Source organism: Streptomyces sp. NBC_00045, assembly GCF_045041095.1.
Lineage (GTDB): Bacteria > Actinomycetota > Actinomycetes > Streptomycetales > Streptomycetaceae > Streptomyces.
Window position 1 is genome coordinate 3089842 of sequence record NZ_CP108271.1, and the last position, 18046, is coordinate 3107887.

The window sequence follows — 18046 nt, forward strand, 5'->3', positions numbered from 1 at the left end:
TTCCACATCCTCCTTTTCAGCGGTGGGCCCCGGCTTTTGGCCGGGGTCCACCGCTATTTGGCATGAAGATTAGGTTAGGCTAACCTAAGCAACACCTTCCCCGCCCCCTCTCCCCCAGCCACCGCTGGGTGGTGCCCCCACCTGCCCGGAGGAACGTTGATGCGCTCGCATCTGCTGAACGAGACGACCGCAGACCTCTACCGGCGTTCCGTCACCGAAGGCGTCGAGCGCGTCGCCGCCAAACTCGCGACCACGCAGCGCCCCCACACCGGGATCTCCGTCGACGAACTCGCCCCGGTCATCAACGGGATCGACCTGGACCGGCCGCTCGAAGACCCGGCAGCCGTCCTCGACGAGCTGGAAGAGGTCTACCTGCGCGACGCGGTGTACTTCCACCACCCGCGCTACCTGGGCCACCTCAACTGCCCGGTCGTCATCCCCGCCGTCCTCGGCGAGGCCGTCCTCTCGGCCGTCAACTCCTCCCTGGACACCTGGGACCAGTCCATCGGCGGCACGCTCATCGAGCGCCGCCTGATCGACTGGACCGCTCAGCGCATCGGCCTCGGCCCGGACGCGGACGGCATCTTCACCTCTGGCGGCAGCCAGTCCAACTTCCACGCACTGCTGCTGGCCCGTGACGAGGCCTGCCGCAAGGTCATGCAGGGCAGTCAGCGGCCGCTCGCGAAGTCCGAGGTCCTGCCCCGGCTGCGCATCTTCACCTCCGAGGCCAGCCACTTCAGCGTCAAGAAGTCGGCCGCCATGCTCGGGCTCGGCTACGAGGCCGTCATAGCGGTCCCGGTCGACCGGGGCCGCCGCATGGACACCTCCGTGCTCGCCCTGGAGCTGGAGAGCTGCGTCCGCGAGGGCCTCTTCCCGATGGCCGTCGTCGCCACCGCCGGCACCACCGACTTCGGGTCCATCGACCCGCTCCCCGAGATCTCCCGGCTGGCCGCCGAGCACTCCGCCTGGATGCACGTGGACGCCGCCTACGGCTGCGGACTGCTGGTCTCACCGACCCGCCGGCACCTCCTCGCCGGCATCGAGCACGCCGACTCCGTCACCGTCGACTACCACAAGTCGTTCTTCCAGCCGGTCAGTTCCAGCGCCGTGCTGGTCCGCGACCGCGACACGCTCAAGCACGCCACGTACCACGCGGACTACCTCAACCCGCGCCGGATGGCCGAGGAGCGGATCCCGAACCAGGTCGACAAGTCCATCCAGACCACGCGCCGCTTCGACGCGCTCAAGCTCTGGATGACCCTGCGCACCATGGGCGCCGACGGCCTCGGCTCCCTCTTCGACGAGGTCATCGAACTGGCCGCCGCGGGCTGGGACATCATCGACGCCGATCCGCGCTTCGAGGTCGTCGTCCGCCCGCAGATCTCCACCCTGGTCTTCCGCTACGTACCCCGCCCCGAGGGCGTCGACGTCCGCAAGGACCTCGTCGACGAGGCCAACCTGCACGCCCGCAAGGCGCTGTTCGCGTCCGGCGAGGCCGTCGTCGCCGGCACCAAGGTGGACGGCGACCAGTACCTGAAGTTCACCCTCCTCAACCCGCAGACCACGACGGCCGACATCACGGCCGTCCTCGACCTCCTCGCGTCCCACGCCGAGCAGTACCTGGGAGAATCCCTTGCAGTCGTCTCGTGAGCCCCGTGATCCCCGTCGGACCCACGATTTCATCGGTATCGGCCTCGGTCCCTTCAACCTGGGACTCGCCTGCCTGACCGCACCGATCGGCGAACTGGACGGCCTCTTCATCGAGTCGAAGCCGCACTTCGAATGGCACGCCGGGATGTTCCTGGACGGCGCGCACCTACAGACGCCGTTCATGTCGGACCTGGTCACCCTGGCCGACCCGACCTCGCCCTTCTCCTTCCTGAACTACCTGAAGGACAACGACCGGCTGTACTCCTTCTACATCCGGGAGAACTTCTACCCGCTGCGGACCGAGTACAACGACTACTGCCGCTGGGCCGCCGACCGCCTCGACAACGTCCAGTACTCCACCTCCGTCACGGAGGTCACGTACGACGAGCGGGCCGAGCTGTACGAGGTCCACACCGACCGTGGCGAGACCCACCTGGCCCGCCGGCTGGTCCTGGGCACCGGAACCCCGCCGTTCGTCCCGCAGGCCTGCGCCGCACTGGGCGGCGACTTCACGCACAACTCCGCCTACGTGCAGAACAAGGCGGAGCTCCAGCAGAAGAAGTCGATCACGCTCATCGGCTCCGGCCAGAGCGCGGCGGAGATCTACTACGACCTGCTGTCCGAGATCGACGTGTACGGCTACCAGCTCAACTGGGTGACGCGCTCCCCGCGGTTCTTCCCGCTGGAGTACACGAAGCTGACGCTGGAGATGACCTCCCCGGAGTATGTGGACTACTTCCACGCCCTCCCCGAGGAGACCCGGTACCGGCTGGAGAACCAGCAGAAGAACCTCTTCAAGGGCATCGACGGCGAGCTCATCAACGCCATCTTCGACCTGCTGTACCAGAAGAAGGTCAGCTCGCCGGGCCCGGTCCCGACCACCCTGCTGACCAACACCTCGCTGAACTCGGCGGCGTACGACACCACCACGGGCGCCTACACCCTGGGGCTGCGCCAGGAGGAGCAGGAGCGGGACTTCTCGCTCTCCACCGAGGGCCTGGTCCTCGCGACGGGGTACAAGTACACGCTGCCGGAGTTCCTGAACCCGGTGCGCGACCGCCTCGCCTTCGACGGCCACGGCCGCCCCGACGCGGCCCGCAACTACAGCATCGACGTGAGCGGCCGCGGGGTGTTCCTCCAGAACGGCACGGTGCACAACCACTCCATCACCTCGCCCGACCTGGGCATGGCCGCGTACCGCAACGCGTACATCGTCGGCGAGCTCCTCGGCCGCGAGTACTACAAGGTCGAGAAGTCCATCGCGTTCCAGCAGTTCGCGGCCCCGGAAGGCATGCACGCATGAGCACCACCACCGAAATCCTCTACACGCGCAGCGACACCGTCCTCGGCACCTTCGCGATCCGCCCGCTGGACCCGTTCGCCGACGCGGAGCTGCTCCACGGCTGGGTCACGCACCCCAAGGCCTCCTTCTGGATGATGCAGGACGCCTCGCTGCCGGACGTCGAGCGCGAGTACATGAAGATCGCCGCGGCCGAGCACCACGAAGCCTTCATCGGTCTCCACGAGGGCCGCCCGGCCTTCCTGATGGAGAAGTACGACCCGGCCGAGCTGGAGCTGGTCGGCCTGTACGAGGCGCAGCCCGGCGACGTCGGCATGCACTTCCTCGTCGCGCCGAGCGAACGGCCGCTGCACGGGTTCACCCGTGCCGTGATCACCACGGTGATGGCCGCGCTGTTCGCCGACCCGAAGACCGAGCGGGTCGTGGTGGAGCCGGACGTGGAGAACACGGCGGTGCACGCCCTGAACGAGGCGGTCGGCTTCGTCGCCGACGGCCCGGTCCGCAAGCCCGAGAAGACGGCCCTGCTGAGCTTCTGCACCCGTGCGCAGTTCGAGGCGGCCACCGGCTCGACGGGAGCCTCCATATGAGCCTCACCGATGCGATCTCGCACCTCTCGCCCGAGCTGTGGGCCCGGGCGAACCGCGCGCTCGTCCGCAAGGCCCTGGCCGAGTTCTCGCACGAGCGCCTGCTGACCCCGAGGCCGCTGGGCGACTCGGCGTACTCGGTGGCGAGCGACGACGGCTCGGTCGAGTACCGCTTCACGGCCGCCCGCCACGCCCTGGACCACTGGGCGGTGGACGAGGCCTCGGTCACCCGCCTCAAGGACGGCGGCGAGCTGCCGCTGGACGCCATCGACTTCCACATCGAGATGCGCGAAGCCCTGGGCCTGAGCGCGGAGGTCCTGCCGGTCTACCTGGAGGAGATCTCCTCCACCCTGGCGGGATCGGGCTTCAAGTACACGAAGCCGCAGGTCCCGTCGGCGGTCCTGGCGAAGTCCTCGTTCCAGGACATCGAGACGGGCATGACCGAGGGCCACCCCTGCTTCGTGGCCAACAACGGCCGGCTGGGCTTCGGCGTGCACGAGTACCTCTCGTACGCCCCGGAGACGGCGAGCCCCGTCCACCTGGTGTGGGCGGCGGCCCGCAAGGACGTCTCCACCTTCACGGCGGGCGCGGGACTGGACCACGACGCGTTCATGCGCGCCGAGCTGGGCGAGGAGGCGATCGCGGCGTTCTCGGCGCAGCTGGAGGCCCTGGACCTGGACCCGGCGGACTACCACCTGCTGCCGGTCCACCCCTGGCAGTGGTGGAACAAGACCACGGTCACCTTCGCCGCGGAGATCGCCAACCGCCGCCTGGTCCTGCTGGGCGAGGGCTCCGACGCGTACCTCGCGCAGCAGTCGATCCGCACGTTCTTCAACACGACCGCCCCCGCGAAGCACTACGTCAAAACGGCGATCTCGGTGCTCAACATGGGCTTCATGCGCGGGCTGTCGGCCGCGTACATGGAGGCCACCCCGGCGATCAACGACTGGCTGCACCAGCTGATCCAGGGCGACGAGGTCCTGCGGTCGGTGGACTTCTCGATCATCCGCGAGCGGGCGGCCATCGGCTACCACCACCGCCAGTACGAGCGCGCCACCGACCGCTACTCCCCGTACCGCAAGATGCTGGCCGCCCTGTGGCGCGAGTCCCCGGTGGAGTCGCTCCGGGAGGGCGAGCGCCTCGCGACGATGGCCTCGCTGCTGCACGTGGACGCCGAGGGCCGGTCCTTCGTCGGCGCGCTCATCGAGGAGTCGGGGCTGGCCCCGGCCGAGTGGCTGCACCACTACCTGCAGGCCTACCTGGTGCCGCTGCTGCACTGCTTCTACCAGTACGACCTGGCGTACATGCCGCACGGAGAGAACACGATCCTCGTCATCGAGGACGGCGTCGTGAAGCGGGCGATCTTCAAGGACATCGCCGAGGAGATCGTCATCATGGACCCGGACGCGGTCCTCCCTCCGGCGGTCGAGCGCATCAAGGCCGACATCCCGGAGGACATGAAGCTGCTGTCGATCTTCACCGACGTCTTCGACTGCTTCTTCCGCTTCCTGAACTCGATCCTGGTCACGGAAGGCATCTGCACCGAGGAAATGTTCTGGCAGGCGGTGGCCGACTGCGCCCACGACTACCAGGACTCGGTCCCGGCCCTCGCGGACCGCTTCGCCCGCTACGACCTCTTCACTCCCGAGTTCCAGCTGTCCTGCCTGAACCGCCTCCAGCTGCGCAACAACAAGCAGATGGTCGACCTGGCCGACCCGTCGGCGGCGCTCCAGCTGATCGGCACCCTCAAGAACCCCGTCGCGGCCTTCGCCCGACGGTGACCGGGGGACTGGCGGGTGGCCGATACGGTCCCTCGACCACCCGCCCGTCCCTACTCAGTCACGATCTGCTCGACGGAGCTCTCCGGCCACCAGAACGACACATGCGGCGCCGACGAAGAGCAAACCGGGGATGCCGAACATCATGCGCTGATCGCTCTCCAGAACGACCTGGTACTGGCTGCGGGTGACCTCGACCGTGCGGTGCGCCTGCGGCGTGCTGTCCATGGCGAAGTACCGGCCTTCCTTCACCTCCGCTGACTGCAGGTGCCCGTCACCTGTCGAACTGAAGACCATCATCGCGAAACCCGACACGACCAGGGCCCCAAGTCCCAGCTGGACCTTTCGAGGAAGACACCGGAAGGCCGGCCACAGCGAGTCCTGGTGTGGGCGCGCCAAGAGCGCACGCACCAGAGCCGAAACGAAGATCGGGAAGAGCAGCACGACGATCACCGCCAACGGCCACTTGGCCCCGGTCAACGGCAAGGTTCCAGGCAGCCAGGTGAGTGCCGTCAGTACCAGCAACACGCTGCCCAGCACGGCCGCGAAACCGCCGTGCAGTTTGAATGTCCACCCCATGCGACGCAGCCTGGCACAGGAAAAGATCCACGTCACCGGGTAAGTCGCGTCCGCTTCTCAGTCCGCAGTCAGGGCCCGCTGAAAGTCGGTGACGATCCGCCGAAACCCGGTGTGCCCGGTCTGCCACGCATGCCGCAGGGCCCATACGGCCGGGCCGTCGTCGTCATCGGCCGGCCCGGAGCCGGCGAGGCAGGACGTGCACTCGACCTCGTAAATCGCCTCGCTCCCGGTCCGGTCGGGGGTCAGCAGCCAGGCCGTCACGGCGCCTTCACGGACAGCTCGGCCCACACCCGCTTCCCGGGGCCGACCCGCGCCCCGACGGCCCACCGATCGGCGACGACCGCCACCAGGCAGAGCCCGCGCCCGCCGTCGTCGTCCTGGTCCGGTTCCCCGACCACGGGCCGTACGGGACTGGTGTCGTGCACCTCGACGCGTACGCCGTTGCCGAGCCGGACGTACCGGGTCTCGATCTCCCGGTCGCGGGGAGCGGTGGCGTGCCGGACGGCGTTGGTCACGAGCTCGGAGGCGACGAGGAGGGCGTCACCCTCCAGCTCGGAGAGCCCCCAGTCGGCCAGGGCCTTGCGTAGTTCGGCCCGCGCGAGCGGCACACACCCGGCCTCCCGCCGCCACCGCCGCACCACTTCTTCCGGTTCGTTCACCGGGCCACCGCCCGCCCGTGGATGACCCGGGGGCCGAGATCGATCCCGTACGTCGCGAGGACGAGCACTTGCCTTCGCCACCACTGCCGTAGCGGTGGCACCAGCCCGATAAAATGCAGCACGTTGACGCTCCTTGAGTAAGCGTTGGCCATGCCCCCGGACTGTTCGCGCAGTCGCGGGGGTCTTCTGCTGTAGACCTCCGACCATCACTCACCGTTTCAAGTCAGCACGGTGAGTGATGCAAGTCCAGACTCCTCCGCTCACACGCAATTCGCAAGTGACTCTTTGGAACTCGTTCCATGATCTTTTGTGACGGGTAACCTCTAATGGCACCAGTCCAGTTGGGGAGAATCCAATGTCCGAGAGCAGGCCAACTGTTCGACGCCGTCGGCTCGCAGCGCTCCTGGTCAAGTTCCGGGAAGAAGCCGGCAGGACGTCCGAGGAGGCTGCCGAGCGCATCGGCTGCCACAGGACAAAGATCAACCGCATCGAGAACGCTCGACTTGGGATCTCACTCGGCGAATTGCGGGACCTACTGACGTTCTACGGCATCACAAACGACACGCAGATCGACGAGATGGTCACGCTCGCCCGGCGAGGACGAGCCCCCGGCTGGGTGCAGCGTGCGAGCCTGGCCCGACCGTCCTACTCCGACTTCATCGGGTACGAGGAGACGTCCGACTACATCCGGTCGTTCCAATCGAACCTGATCGCAGGTTTGCTGCAGACCGGCGATTACGCACGTGCCGTGATCAACGCAGCCCAGGCAGGACTGAGTAGCGACGAAGTCGACGCACTGGTCACCGCACGTCTGGAGCGGCAGAGCGTCCTCCAGCAGTCCAAGCCGCCACGTCTCTCCGTCATCCAAGGCGAAGCCGCGCTGCGCATTGCCGTGGGAGGCCGCTCAACCATGGCCCAGCAGCTCGATCACCTGGCCAAGATGGCGCAGCATCCCCTCATCGAACTGCAAGTGATCCCCGACCGAGCCGGTGCGCACGCCGGACTGTTCGGTTCGTTCGTCCTCTTCGGCTTCCCCCATCGGGACTTCTCCGACGTCGTATGCGTCGAACACCGAACAGGAACGCTGTTCATGGAGACCCCTGAGGAGACGGCAGAATATACGCTGATCTTCGATTCGCTCCGAAGCATCGCACTGAGCCCCGAAGACAGCCTGGAACTGATCGCCAGCGTGCGCGGGGCACTGTAGCTGCACGTTGGAGAGGACAACACTCATGCAAACCCCCCTTCCCCACGGCGCCACTTGGCACAAGAGCAGCTACAGCGGCTCCGGCGGCGACTGCGTCGAGGTGGCGACGACGGCCGACGGCGGGCGCGCGGTCCGGGACAGCAAGGACACCACCCGCCCCGGCTTCCGCTGCGCGGCCCCCGCCTGGGCCGACTTCGTCGGCGGGCTCAAGAGGACGGCCTGACGGCCGTCAGCGCAGATCGAGCAGCATCACGTCACGAAGCTCCGCGCCGTCGACCAACGGCCGCGCCTCGCCGATCTTGCGGTATCCCCATGCCCGATACGCGGCCGACGCCTCCCCGCTCGCCTGGTTGACGTTCAACATCACCCGCTCCGCTCCGACGGCGTCGAGCAGCAGTGCCGTGTGCAGACGCCGCGCGACACCTTGCCCGCGCCACGGGCCCCGCACGGCGAGTTCCATGAGCCCGAAGGTGCGCCGCCCGTCCTCGCGCCGCATGGCTTCGGGCACGGGCTCGGTGAGTTCGTCCCACCACACCGTGTCCGGCCCGAGCGGGAAGCCGTACGCCATGCCGATCGGCTCGCCGTCACCCTCCGCGCGGGCCAGGACCGCGCGGAAGCCGTGCTTGCGGGCCTGAACGGGGAAGCGGCGGAAGGCGGCAGCGACGTCCTCCTCGGTCTCGCCGTACGGAGGCTCGGCGAACGCTTCGGCGTAGATCAGCCTGAACGCCTCCCCGGCCCGCACCGCGGCCGCCCCGTCCATGCGCTCTATCGCGATGATCCCTTGCTGCGGCATGTGGTCCCCTCTCACGTCCGCTGAAACTCCCGGATCTTATCCACGAAGGACAGCGAGGCAGGCGATCTCCTTCGCAGCCCTACTGAGCCGTGCCGGTGGGTTCCGGGCAGTGGTACTTCCTGCACCATCGACGGCGGTTCCGCGCCACTCCTCCGCCCGAGGCCGGAGCCGGAGTCGGCACCGTGGCGGGAGCGGACGGCACGGGCCCCGGCCGGGCCCGCCGTCAGCCCGGTGAGCAGTGCGCCTGACGTGATACCGCGTCCCGGAATGCGGTGAAGATCTCCGCGTCAGGGCGCAGGGCCTTGGCCGCTGCACTGTTCTTCGCGGAGTCGGTGAACGGGGTGTTCAGCTGGAGGAGGGTGGGCTTGCCTGCACAGGTGAGCAGGGCCTGGTTGCCGCCACCGGCGTCAGCTGCCCTCCGGGAGACGGCGATCAGGGTGGGGTCCTGGGTGGCGGTGAGATTCCGCAGCCCCTTCTCCCCCTTGGCGCTGATGGCGCACGACCAGAGTCGCAGGTCTCCCTGTGTCACGTACTCCTCGATGCTGAAGTCGTCGGAGGTGAAGGGGTCGAAGCCCGGCAGGCCGCATGCCTTCGCCCGGTCGATTGGGCGGGCAGTGAGGAGCTTCGGAGACTCGCCGGGTGAGCCGAAGGGGATTTCGGCGCATCCGAGTCGCGTGGTGAGGTGAGCTGCGGACTTCATCAGGACGTCAATCATGCGCTTCTGGACCAGCCCGTCCTTCCACACCTTCTCTTGGTCACCCACAGGGTGGATCTGAAGGTACGGCCATCTCTTGAAACCCATACCCCGCGAACAGGAGGCCGGGAGGAGGACGCCTGCGTAGGACCTGTTGACCCAGCCGGGCACCCCGTCGATCGGGGCGCGGACGAGGGACTCGGCTGCGGCTTCGTCCGCTGTCGGCCACACTCCCATGCCCTCGTCGACGCCTTGGACCTTGAGCTGGAACTCGGGGTACTTCGTGTCGTCGCCGTACACGAGGCAGCCGGCCGACGGCCGCTCCTTCAGGTCGTCCTCCTTCGACTCGTACCGCTTGTATGACTTCGGGCTCAAAAGAGCCACGTCGTCCTTGGCGAGGGACTCCCAGCAGAAGCTGGTCTGCGGTGCTGCACCCTTCTCGCCGCGCGTGAGGGCGAACGCGACGGCCCCGGCCACCAGCACGGTCAGAGCCAACGCGGCAATAAGGCCTCCACTCCTCCGGCTCGTCCCGTTGATCACGTCCTAGTGCCTTCCGGCAGGTGGTCGAAGGACGAATCCGTGCAACGGTACGTGCGGGTCAGGTTCCTGGCGGACTCCAGGAGAGCCGTACGGGCCGCCTCAGCCCGCTGCGGACCTGCGGCCGGGTCGATCTTCAGTTCCAGGAGCACGCCGGCACCCCCGCCACCCATCGGGAACGAGCACTTCTCCGGCAGCCGCACCCACGACCATTGCGGCCCGACCCAGCCGGTGAGCCCGCCCCCGATCGGGGCGGCGTCACGCGGGGCCGGCTCGTCCGACAGGGCGGTACGGATGCCGAGCCCGAAGAGCAGCACGCCGGAGTTCTCCTCCGGTGACACCAAACAGATGGGCCCGTCGTGGGCGAGTTGGCCCTCCGCCGCGGGCAGCGCGCTCATCTCTTCCGCGTGCAGCCCACTTCCGCCGTCGGTGCGGAGCTGCGCCGCCGAGTTCTTGGACAGCAAGCTCCAGCACATGCGCTGACTCGCCGGATCCGTGCGGAGCACCGACCACAGCACGGTCGTCGCCACGGCGGCCACCAGCACGACCGGCAGGACCAGCCGCTTGTCCCGCAGTTTCAGCCCGCTCATCAGTAGCGCTCCCCCATGTATCCGTTCGCACCCTTGATGCCGCTTGCGTACCACTGCTCCGCCAAAGGCTGGAGCTGACCTTCGAACTCGCCGATGCTCCTGTCCATCTCCGCCGGAGTCAGTCCCCTCTGTTTGGCTGCTGACTCCAGGATCGTGTCCATGTCGCGGGTACCGCTGGAGAAGTGGTCGGCCATGTTCTTTCGGGTCGCCTCGTCCACCGCGGCGTTCAGTTCGTTCATGTGCATCGTCGTGCCGATGTCAACGCCTCGCTGGATCATGTCTCCAACCATCGGCATGTTGGTGAAGAGCGCGCCGATGCCGTGGTAAGCCGTCATTCTGTTCCAGGCGTTGACGTCCTTCTCCGCCTGCCCCAGGTCGTAGATGACATCTCCCCGCACGCCGTCGAGATAGCCGAGAACGGACGAGGACTCCCTGACCCAGGAGCGCAGTTCCGATTTGTCGTCGCCGTGCCGGAAGGCCTCCGCCGGGAAGTCGTGCATCTTCTGGTTGATCACCTCCAACTCGGCATTGCGGATGGTGGCGAATGCCTGCGGGTCGTCGGAGGTGGCACGGATGACCCGGGTCAGATCTTCTCTGGTGAGGGAGAGGAGGAGGTGGCTGAATTCGGTGGGAGCCTCCAGGTTCTTGCCGAGGATCTGGTGCACGTCGGAGGCGTAGTCGCCGATCATGTTGCCCATGGAGTGCCGCAACGGGGCCGGCATGTTGCTCTGCACCCCCTTGGTCTGCTCTCCGTAGTACTCGATGGTCCTGTCGAAGATGGCGGACTCGGCCCCGTCATGCCGGGCGGGGACCCCGTGAAGGGGCGAATTCGGCTCCCTCCCGGTACTCGCCGCCTCCAGCGCCGCGCCGAACTGTGACCGAGCCGAGGTCTTCACCAGGTCGTCGGGCATCTTGGACTCGACGCTCGCTCCCGGCCAGTCACGGTCCTTGAGGAAGTAGTCGAGGTTGTCGCTCTTCGCCGGGTCGAAGTAGGCGGTGGAGGCTTCGGGGTTGCGGCTGAAGGCCTTCATCAGGCCGCCCACGGGGTCTTCCTGGGAGCCGACCCAGTTCTTGTCCATGCCCTCGTAGGGGTGCTTGGTGTGGGTCTCCCAGTCTCGGATCGAGTTGCCCACCGAGGTGAGGAAGCCGCCGTCGTACTTTGCGTCGCCCGCGCCGATCATCTTGGTGAGGGCCGAGTAGCCCTGCTGCCCGCCTGGGAGCGAGCCGGGGACCTGCCCGGGCAGGTCGTTGCCCTTGCGGGCGAGTTCCAGGAGGCGGTCGGTCCAAGGCGTGTGGGACCCGACGACCGGGCCCATGACCGGGCCGAGGGGCGAGCCGGGGGCGGTGGCGGTGGCGAGGTTCCCGGACAGCGCGTTGAGCAGCCGGGTCTCCGAGCCGGATATCTGGCCGTCTCGGCCACCGCCCTCCAGGTTCGCGGCCAGCAGGAGCAGCGCGTCCTGGTCCTTGCGACCCTGGAAGTCCAAGTGGGTGAGCAGCTCGGCACTGAACGCCGGCGAGTTCTTGCCCCGCTCTGTGAGCTCGATCAGGCGGGCCCGCTCTTTGTCGTCCAGGTAGTCCACGCGACTGAAGAGCTTGGCGGCCTCGTCGGCGTCCTTGCGGTCCTGGACGTCCTTCTCCGCCTGGCGGGCGTTCTTCGCGTCCTGGATCGAGTTGTAGTCGGTGCTGCCGAAGTCATTGGGGTGGTCCTTGACCAGGCTGCGCAAGCCCCAGGAGCAGAGTTCGTCCGCCTCGGCCGCCCGGTTGAGGATGCCTTCGAGCCGCTGCCGCAGGGCGTCGAAGTCGGCCTGGGTGGCTACCGGTTCGGTGCTGTCCTTGCTGCGCCGGTCGGGGTGGACACGATGGCTCAGGACTCCGTTCGGGTAGATGGTGATCCCGGCCGGTGGTGCCTCATAGACGGCCTTGAGGTCGGCTTTGGCGGCCTTGATCTTCTCGCCCGCGTCCTTGAGGAGATCGCGGACGCTCTCCGCCTCCGTGACGGCGTCGCCGAACTCCTTGGCCGTTTTGGCTATGAACGGCTGCGTGACAGAGGCGTTCTCGCCCCGCCACACTGCTCCGTCCGCGCGGGTCTTCATCGCTCCCGCCTCGGTACGCAACTGTTCGAGGCGCGTGATCATCTGCGTCCAGTCGGTGACTGCGGTCTCGAGGGGCCCCAGGCTGATGTTCAGGAGCTGTTCGAACGACGGCACTGCGGCTCCCTTACTTGAACAGATCGTTGATCTTGGACGCACTCAGGGACTTGAGACTGGTCTCGATCCACTGGTCTGTCGCCTGGTTCGTCTTGGCGCTGTACTCGAGATGGTTCGAGATGTGGGCGCATGCCTGCTTCAGCGTGGTGACCTGCGTGTCCCACACCTTGTTCAGCTCGGCCAGGGCATTGCCGGTGTCGAAACCGCCACCCTTGAGCGCCGTCGCCGCGGCCTCGCTGCCGGCCTGGGCGTGCTTGCCCGCACCGTCCATCCCGTTGAAGAGGAGGAACGCGTCATGGCCGATCCGGCCGAGGTCGTCGGCGTGGACGATGTAGTCGGCCGTGCCCGGGCCGCCGCCGTACTCGCCGGTCCCACCGGGGTCGTATGCGGGTAAGCCGTTCAACCGCATCGACACTTCGTCCTTGTGCTGCTGCCACTCCTCGTCGAACGACACGCGAGGCCCCCACCTCAGTGATTCGAACACCCGGCGTCGGCACGCTACCCAAGCGGCTCCCCGGCGACCGGGGAAATGATCAATTCATACGGATCCCATACAGGGCACCCTCCGGCATGGCCCTACCCCCACGGCACGTCCGGGGCCCGGTAGTACGTGATGCCCTGGGCGTCCAGCCTCGGCCCCTGGGCCGCCACGCGCTGCCGGTACTCCGTCCAGTTCCGCGGGCCCGGGCTCCAGCCCAGTTCCGCGAGGCCCAGGAGCCGGGGGAAGGCCATGTACTCCAGGTCGGTGCGGGTCGCGATGGTCTCCGTCCACAGCGGGGCCTCGACGCCGAGTACTGCGGATTCCGGGACTCCGGACGCGGCCAGGTACGTTCCTGGGTCCCAGTCGTAAGCCCTGCGCACCGGGACGAGGCCGGCCCACGCCAGTCCGGGCTTCGTCGCCAGGTCGTACTTCATGTCCAGGTACAGCCGGTCCGCGGGCGAGAGGATCAGCGGGTGGCCCGTCTTGGCCGCCGCGGCCACGGCCGCCTTCTCGGTGGCCGCGGTCTTGTCGTGGCCCCAGTACTGGAGCACGGCCCCCGGCGCCGGCCCGGCCGTCGCCAGCTGGTGCCAGGCCACCACCGTCTTGCCGTGGCGCTCGACGATCTGCTGGGCGCGGTCCATGAACGCCGCGTAGTCCGCCGCCGGCGTGGAGTGCGCCTCGTCGCCGCCGATGTGCAGGTAGCGGCCCGGCGTCAGTTCGGCCAGCTCGCCGAGCACGTCGTCGATGAACTCGTACGTCCGCTCCTGGCCGACGCACAGCGAGCTGAAGCCGACCTTGATCCCGGTGTAGCGGGCGGGCGCCTTGCCGTCGCAGTTCAGTTCCGCGTACGAGGCCAGGGCCGCGTTCACGTGCCCCGGCATGTCGATCTCCGGGACCACGTCGACGTACCGCTCGCCGGCGTAGGCCACCAGGTCCCGGTACTGGTCCTTCGCCCAGTACCCGCCCGGCCCGCCGCCGACCTCGCTGGCGCCCCCGTACTCCGCCAGCCGGGGCCAGGAGTCGATCGCGATCCGCCAGCCCTGGTCGTCGGTCAGGTGCAGGTGCAGCGTGTTGACCTTGTACTGGGCGAGTTGGTCGACGTACAGCTTCACCTGCTCCGCCGTGAAGTGGTGGCGGGCGATGTCGAGCATCGCCCCCCGGTACGCGAAGCGGGGCGCGTCGGTGATCTCGCCCCCGGGCACCGTGCCCGGACCGGCCACCGGCAGCAGCTGGCGCAGCGTCTGCCCCGCGTGGAACAGACCCGCGGGGGTGCGGGCGGTCAGCGTGACCCCGTCCGGGCCGGACTCCAGCCGGTACCCCTCGGCGCCGGTGCCCTCGGCCCCCTCGTCCAGCCGGAGCCGGATCCCGTCGCCACCGGCCCCGTCGACCACCGGCAGCGGGAGCCGGCTCGGGCCCCTGAGCTGCTGCGCGAGGAGCTCGCCGACCCGACGGACCTCCTCGTCGCCGGTCGGACCGGTGCGGATGACCGTACCCGCGCCGAGGGCGTACCCGGGGCCCCCGGCGCGCGCGGAGGCGGGCGCCGGGAGCAGCTGTGCGTAGGGGGCGAGGAGGGCGGGGCGCGCGTCGCCGGGTCTGGCGTCGGCGCCGCGGGACGCGGCGCAGGAGGCGACCGCGCCGAGGGCGAGGAGGGCGGCGAGCGTGCGTCGCAGGACTCTCATAGGGCAGGTATAGGCCAACTGGCCTCCCGGGGCCGGTGCGAGAATCGTCGGATGGCGGAAATCATCCAGAAGGACGGCACATGGACCTTCGACGGGGACGCGGTGCGCATCGTGCCCGGCCGCGACAAGGGGGTGGGGCTGCTGCGCCAGACATTGGGCGAAGTGGTCGTCCCGCTGCGCGCGCTCGCCGGGATCAGTCACGAACCGGGCCGCAAGGCGGGCCGGTTGAGGCTGAAGCTGCGTGACGGCGCGGACCCGCTGCTCCAGGTGACGGGCGGACGGCTGCCGGAAGCCTCCGATCCGTACCGCCTGACCGTGGACGCGGACCGGACCGGGGTGGCGGAGTACTTCGTGGACGAGGTCCGCAACGCGCTGCTGCTGGACCAGGTGGACGCCGGCCCGGCGGACGCCTACCTGCTGCCGGGGCCGGCCGTGCCGATCACGGTGGCCGCCGGGGACGGGACGGTCGCCTTCGACGGGGACCGGGTGGCACTGGACTGGAACTGGACGACGGAGGAGGCCAAGAGCTCCGGCGGCCCGCGCGAGTTCCGGGTCGCGGACCTGCGGGCGGTGGAATGGTCGCCGTCGAAGGGCCTGGACAACGGATGGATCCGGTTCACGCTGGCGGGCGCCCCGGCGGCCCCCGCGCCCAAGTACGACCCGCACACGGTGGAGCTGTTCGGCTTCAAGAAGGACCCGCTGATGGCGCTCGTCGCGGCGGCCGTGGCGGTGCGGATGCCCCATCCCCGGGGCGCGGCGGTCGCCTCAGAGCCGGCCCCGGCCCTGTCCCCGGCGCCGGTGCCGGAGCTCGCGGCTTCGGCCCCCGAGCCGACGGCTGCCGAGGACCACGACGCGCTGCTGCGCCGGCTGCGCGAGCTCGGCGATCTACACCAGGGGGGCGTCCTCACGGCCGAGGAGTTCGCCGCAGCCAAGCAGGCTGTTTTGCGTCGTTTCTAGCCCTTTACCACCCTTTAGCTACCGGATTTACACCTTCCGCTGGTCTGGACCAGATGGATCCTGCCCGATTTCGGGCAGAATCTTTGCGTTCCTCGCCGTAGCCCGTCAATATCTACGAGTGCTCGACCGCCGCCCGTCTCATGACGACCTCGTCGACCACCTGGTGCGCAGCACCGCGCTGCAGCGCGGCGAGGCCGCCCGGGTGGTGCTCGACGTACTCGCGTACTTCGACGAGACGACCGAGGAATTCGTGCGCCGTCGCCACCGTGAGCTCCAGTCCGGCGGCGCGGTCAACGCGGAGATCTTCGAGCGGATCGCGGCCGAGCTGCCGCACCGCGCCGTGGCGCCGCCGGAGCTCTCGCTCCGGCAGTTGCGCCGCATCGTCTACGGCTGAGCGACAGGGCCGGTAGACGGCAGGCGCGGCGACAAGAGCGGCAAGGGCAACCGAACTTCAGGAGGGGCAAGACTTTATGTGCGGAATCGTGGGTTACATCGGCAAGCGTGACGTGGCACCGCTGCTACTGGAAGGCCTGCAGCGACTGGAGTACCGCGGGTACGACTCCGCGGGCATCGTCGTCAACAGCCCGAAGTCCCCCGCGCTCAAGGTGGTCAAGGCCAAGGGTCGCGTCCGCGAGCTGGAGTCGCGGGTGCCCAAGCGCTTCGCCGGCACCACCGGCATCGCCCACACCCGTTGGGCCACCCACGGCGCGCCGAGCGACCTCAACTCGCACCCGCACCTGGACGCCGACAGCAAGGTCGCGGTCGTCCACAACGGCATCGTCGACAACGCCGACGAGCTGCGCGCCAAGCTGGAGTCCGAGGGCGTCGTCTTCGTCTCGGAGACCGACACCGAGGTGATCGTCCACCTGGTCGCCCGCTCCCAGGCCGACACCCTTGAGGAGAAGGTCCGCGAGGCCGTCAAGGCGATCGAGGGCACGTACGGCATCGCCGTCATGCACGCCGACTACGCCGACCGCATCGTCGTGGCCCGCAACGGCTCCCCGGTCGTCCTCGGCATCGGCGAGAAGGAGATGTTCGTCGCCTCGGACGTCGCCGCGCTCGTCGCCCACACCCGCCAGGTCGTCACCCTCGACGACGGCGAGATGGCCACCCTCAAGGCCGACGACTTCCGCACCTACACCACCAGCGGCGCCACCACCACGGCCACGCCGGAGACCGTGGAGTGGGAGGCCGCCTCGTACGACATGGGCGGCCACGACACCTACATGCACAAGGAGATCTCCGAGCAGCCCGACGCGGTCGACCGCGTGCTGCGCGGCCGGATCGACGACCGCTTCAACACCGTGCACCTGGGCGGCCTGAACCTGGACCCGCGCGAGGCGCGCGGCATCCGCCGGGTCAAGATCCTGGGCTGCGGCACCTCGTACCACGCGGGCCTGATCGGCGCCGGCCTCATCGAGAGCATGGCCCGCATCCCCGCGGACGCCGAGCCGGCCTCCGAGTTCCGCTACCGCAACCCGGTCGTGGACCCCGACACCCTGTACATCGCCGTCTCCCAGTCCGGTGAGACGTACGACGTGCTGGCCGCCGTGCAGGAGCTCAAGCGCAAGGGCGCCCGCGTCCTCGGCGTCGTCAACGTCGTGGGCTCCGCGATCGCCCGCGAGGCCGACGGCGGCGTGTACGTGCACGCCGGCCCCGAGGTCTGCGTCGTGTCCACCAAGTGCTTCACCAACACGGTCGTGGCCTTCGCGCTGCTCGCCGTGCACCTGGGCCGGATCCGGGACCTGTCGGTCACCGACGGCAAGCGGATCATCGAGGGCCTGCGCAAGCTGCCCGCGCAGATCCAGGAGATCCTCGAAGGCGAAGAGGACATCAAGAAGCTGGCGGCCGAGTACGCCGAGGCCAAGTCGATGATGTTCATCGGCCGGGTCCGCGGCTACCCGGTGGCCCTGGAGGCCTCCCTCAAGCTGAAGGAGATCTCCTACATCCACGCCGAGGCCTACCCGGCCTCCGAGCTCAAGCACGGCCCGCTCGCGCTCATCGAGCCGGCGATGCCGACGGTCGCGATCGTCCCCGACGACGACCTGCTGGAGAAGAACCGCGCGGCCCTGGAGGAGATCAAGGCCCGCAGCGGCCGGATCCTTGCGGTCGCCCACCGTGAGCAGGAGAAGGCCGACCACACGATCCTCGTGCCCAAGAACGAGGACGAGCTGGACCCGATCCTGATGGGCATCCCGCTCCAGCTGCTGGCGTACCACACGGCCCTGGCCCTGGGCCGGGACATCGACAAGCCGCGCAACCTGGCGAAGTCCGTCACCGTCGAATAGTCGGGCCTGCGCACCGGTAATACCGCGTGCGCGCACCGAGCGCGCGGAACGGCCCCCGGGGGG

Annotated in this window: 19 protein-coding genes; 9 read left to right on the forward strand and 10 right to left on the reverse strand. The window is 68.6% G+C overall.

Translation table 11 applies throughout. The features are described from left to right. Positions 1–159: 159 nt before the first annotated feature. The 4 genes from OHA65_RS14430 to OHA65_RS14445 are packed head-to-tail and all read left to right on the forward strand — an operon-like array spanning position 160 to position 5315. A complete protein-coding gene (locus tag OHA65_RS14430) occupies positions 160–1650 on the forward strand; it encodes an aspartate aminotransferase family protein (RefSeq protein WP_327283529.1) in 1491 nt (496 codons plus the stop codon). Next, positions 1634–2953, forward strand: a complete 1320-nt coding sequence (locus OHA65_RS14435) for a lysine N(6)-hydroxylase/L-ornithine N(5)-oxygenase family protein (protein WP_405761967.1) — start codon at positions 1634–1636, stop codon at positions 2951–2953. The genes OHA65_RS14430 and OHA65_RS14435 overlap by 17 nt, the downstream gene beginning before the upstream one ends. Continuing rightward, on the forward strand, positions 2950–3537 hold the full coding sequence (locus OHA65_RS14440; RefSeq protein ID WP_327283531.1) for a GNAT family N-acetyltransferase: 588 nt from the start codon (positions 2950–2952) through the stop codon (positions 3535–3537). The genes OHA65_RS14435 and OHA65_RS14440 overlap by 4 nt, the downstream gene beginning before the upstream one ends. Continuing rightward, a complete protein-coding gene (locus OHA65_RS14445; protein WP_405761969.1) occupies positions 3534–5315 on the forward strand; it encodes an IucA/IucC family protein in 1782 nt (593 codons plus the stop codon). The genes OHA65_RS14440 and OHA65_RS14445 overlap by 4 nt, the downstream gene beginning before the upstream one ends. Before the next feature lie 54 nt (positions 5316–5369). Here the strand turns inward: OHA65_RS14445 and OHA65_RS14450 are convergent, their stop codons facing one another. From OHA65_RS14450 to OHA65_RS14465, 4 genes are read right to left on the reverse strand one after another with little or no spacing between them, the layout of a single operon-like run. Next, positions 5370–5891: a hypothetical protein gene (locus tag OHA65_RS14450; protein WP_327283533.1), complete on the reverse strand. Its 522-nt coding sequence runs from the start codon at positions 5889–5891 to the stop codon at positions 5370–5372. Between the two features lie 57 nt (positions 5892–5948). Continuing rightward, positions 5949–6152 carry a hypothetical protein gene (locus tag OHA65_RS14455; RefSeq protein WP_327283534.1) on the reverse strand — a complete coding sequence of 68 codons (204 nt, stop codon included), beginning with the start codon at positions 6150–6152 and terminating at the stop codon, positions 5949–5951. Further along, entirely contained in the window at positions 6149–6550 is a 402-nt protein-coding gene (locus OHA65_RS14460; protein WP_327283535.1) for an ATP-binding protein, read from the reverse strand. The genes OHA65_RS14455 and OHA65_RS14460 overlap by 4 nt, the downstream gene beginning before the upstream one ends. Further along, positions 6547–6672, reverse strand: a complete 126-nt coding sequence (locus OHA65_RS14465; protein ID WP_327283536.1) for a hypothetical protein — start codon at positions 6670–6672, stop codon at positions 6547–6549. Before OHA65_RS14465 ends, OHA65_RS14460 begins: the two co-directional genes overlap by 4 nt. Before the next feature lie 233 nt (positions 6673–6905). Here OHA65_RS14465 and OHA65_RS14470 point away from each other — a divergent pair, with 233 nt between their 5' ends. Continuing rightward, positions 6906–7757: a helix-turn-helix transcriptional regulator gene (locus OHA65_RS14470; protein WP_327283537.1), complete on the forward strand. Its 852-nt coding sequence runs from the start codon at positions 6906–6908 to the stop codon at positions 7755–7757. 25 nt (positions 7758–7782) lie between these two features. Further along, positions 7783–7980, forward strand: coding sequence for a DUF397 domain-containing protein (locus tag OHA65_RS14475; protein WP_327283538.1), 198 nt, complete (start codon positions 7783–7785; stop codon positions 7978–7980). Positions 7981–7986: 6 nt separating this feature from the next. Here the strand turns inward: OHA65_RS14475 and OHA65_RS14480 are convergent, their stop codons facing one another. The 6 genes from OHA65_RS14480 to OHA65_RS14505 form a co-directional block, all read right to left on the reverse strand. Beyond that, entirely contained in the window at positions 7987–8550 is a 564-nt protein-coding gene (locus OHA65_RS14480) for a GNAT family N-acetyltransferase (RefSeq protein WP_327283539.1), read from the reverse strand. Positions 8551–8773: 223 nt separating this feature from the next. After that, the gene (locus tag OHA65_RS14485) at positions 8774–9739 is read right to left on the reverse strand and encodes a hypothetical protein (protein ID WP_327283540.1); all 966 of its coding nucleotides are present in this window, start codon (positions 9737–9739) and stop codon (positions 8774–8776) included. A 41-nt stretch (positions 9740–9780) separates the two neighbouring features. Then, positions 9781–10371, reverse strand: coding sequence for a hypothetical protein (locus OHA65_RS14490; protein ID WP_328762829.1), 591 nt, complete (start codon positions 10369–10371; stop codon positions 9781–9783). Then, positions 10371–12578, reverse strand: a complete 2208-nt coding sequence (locus OHA65_RS14495) for a DUF6571 family protein (protein ID WP_405761970.1) — start codon at positions 12576–12578, stop codon at positions 10371–10373. Before OHA65_RS14495 ends, OHA65_RS14490 begins: the two co-directional genes overlap by 1 nt. 10 nt (positions 12579–12588) lie before the next feature. After that, positions 12589–13032 (reverse strand): hypothetical protein, encoded by a 444-nt coding sequence (locus OHA65_RS14500; protein WP_327283543.1) that lies wholly within the window; start codon positions 13030–13032, stop codon positions 12589–12591. A gap of 122 nt (positions 13033–13154) precedes the next feature. Then, a complete protein-coding gene (locus OHA65_RS14505; protein ID WP_371643622.1) occupies positions 13155–14738 on the reverse strand; it encodes a beta-N-acetylhexosaminidase in 1584 nt (527 codons plus the stop codon). Between the two features lie 51 nt (positions 14739–14789). On the opposite strand from OHA65_RS14505, the gene OHA65_RS14510 reads away from it, so the two are divergent. The 3 genes from OHA65_RS14510 to glmS all read left to right on the forward strand — a co-directional run bounded on the left by OHA65_RS14510 (position 14790) and on the right by glmS (position 17983). Then, on the forward strand, positions 14790–15695 hold the full coding sequence (locus tag OHA65_RS14510; RefSeq protein ID WP_327283545.1) for a DUF4429 domain-containing protein: 906 nt from the start codon (positions 14790–14792) through the stop codon (positions 15693–15695). Positions 15696–15813: 118 nt separating this feature from the next. Next, positions 15814–16089, forward strand: coding sequence for a hypothetical protein (locus tag OHA65_RS14515; RefSeq protein WP_030008735.1), 276 nt, complete (start codon positions 15814–15816; stop codon positions 16087–16089). A 76-nt stretch (positions 16090–16165) separates the two neighbouring features. Next, positions 16166–17983, forward strand: a complete 1818-nt coding sequence (glmS, locus tag OHA65_RS14520; RefSeq protein WP_327283546.1) for a glutamine--fructose-6-phosphate transaminase (isomerizing) — start codon at positions 16166–16168, stop codon at positions 17981–17983. Positions 17984–18046 lie beyond the last annotated feature (63 nt).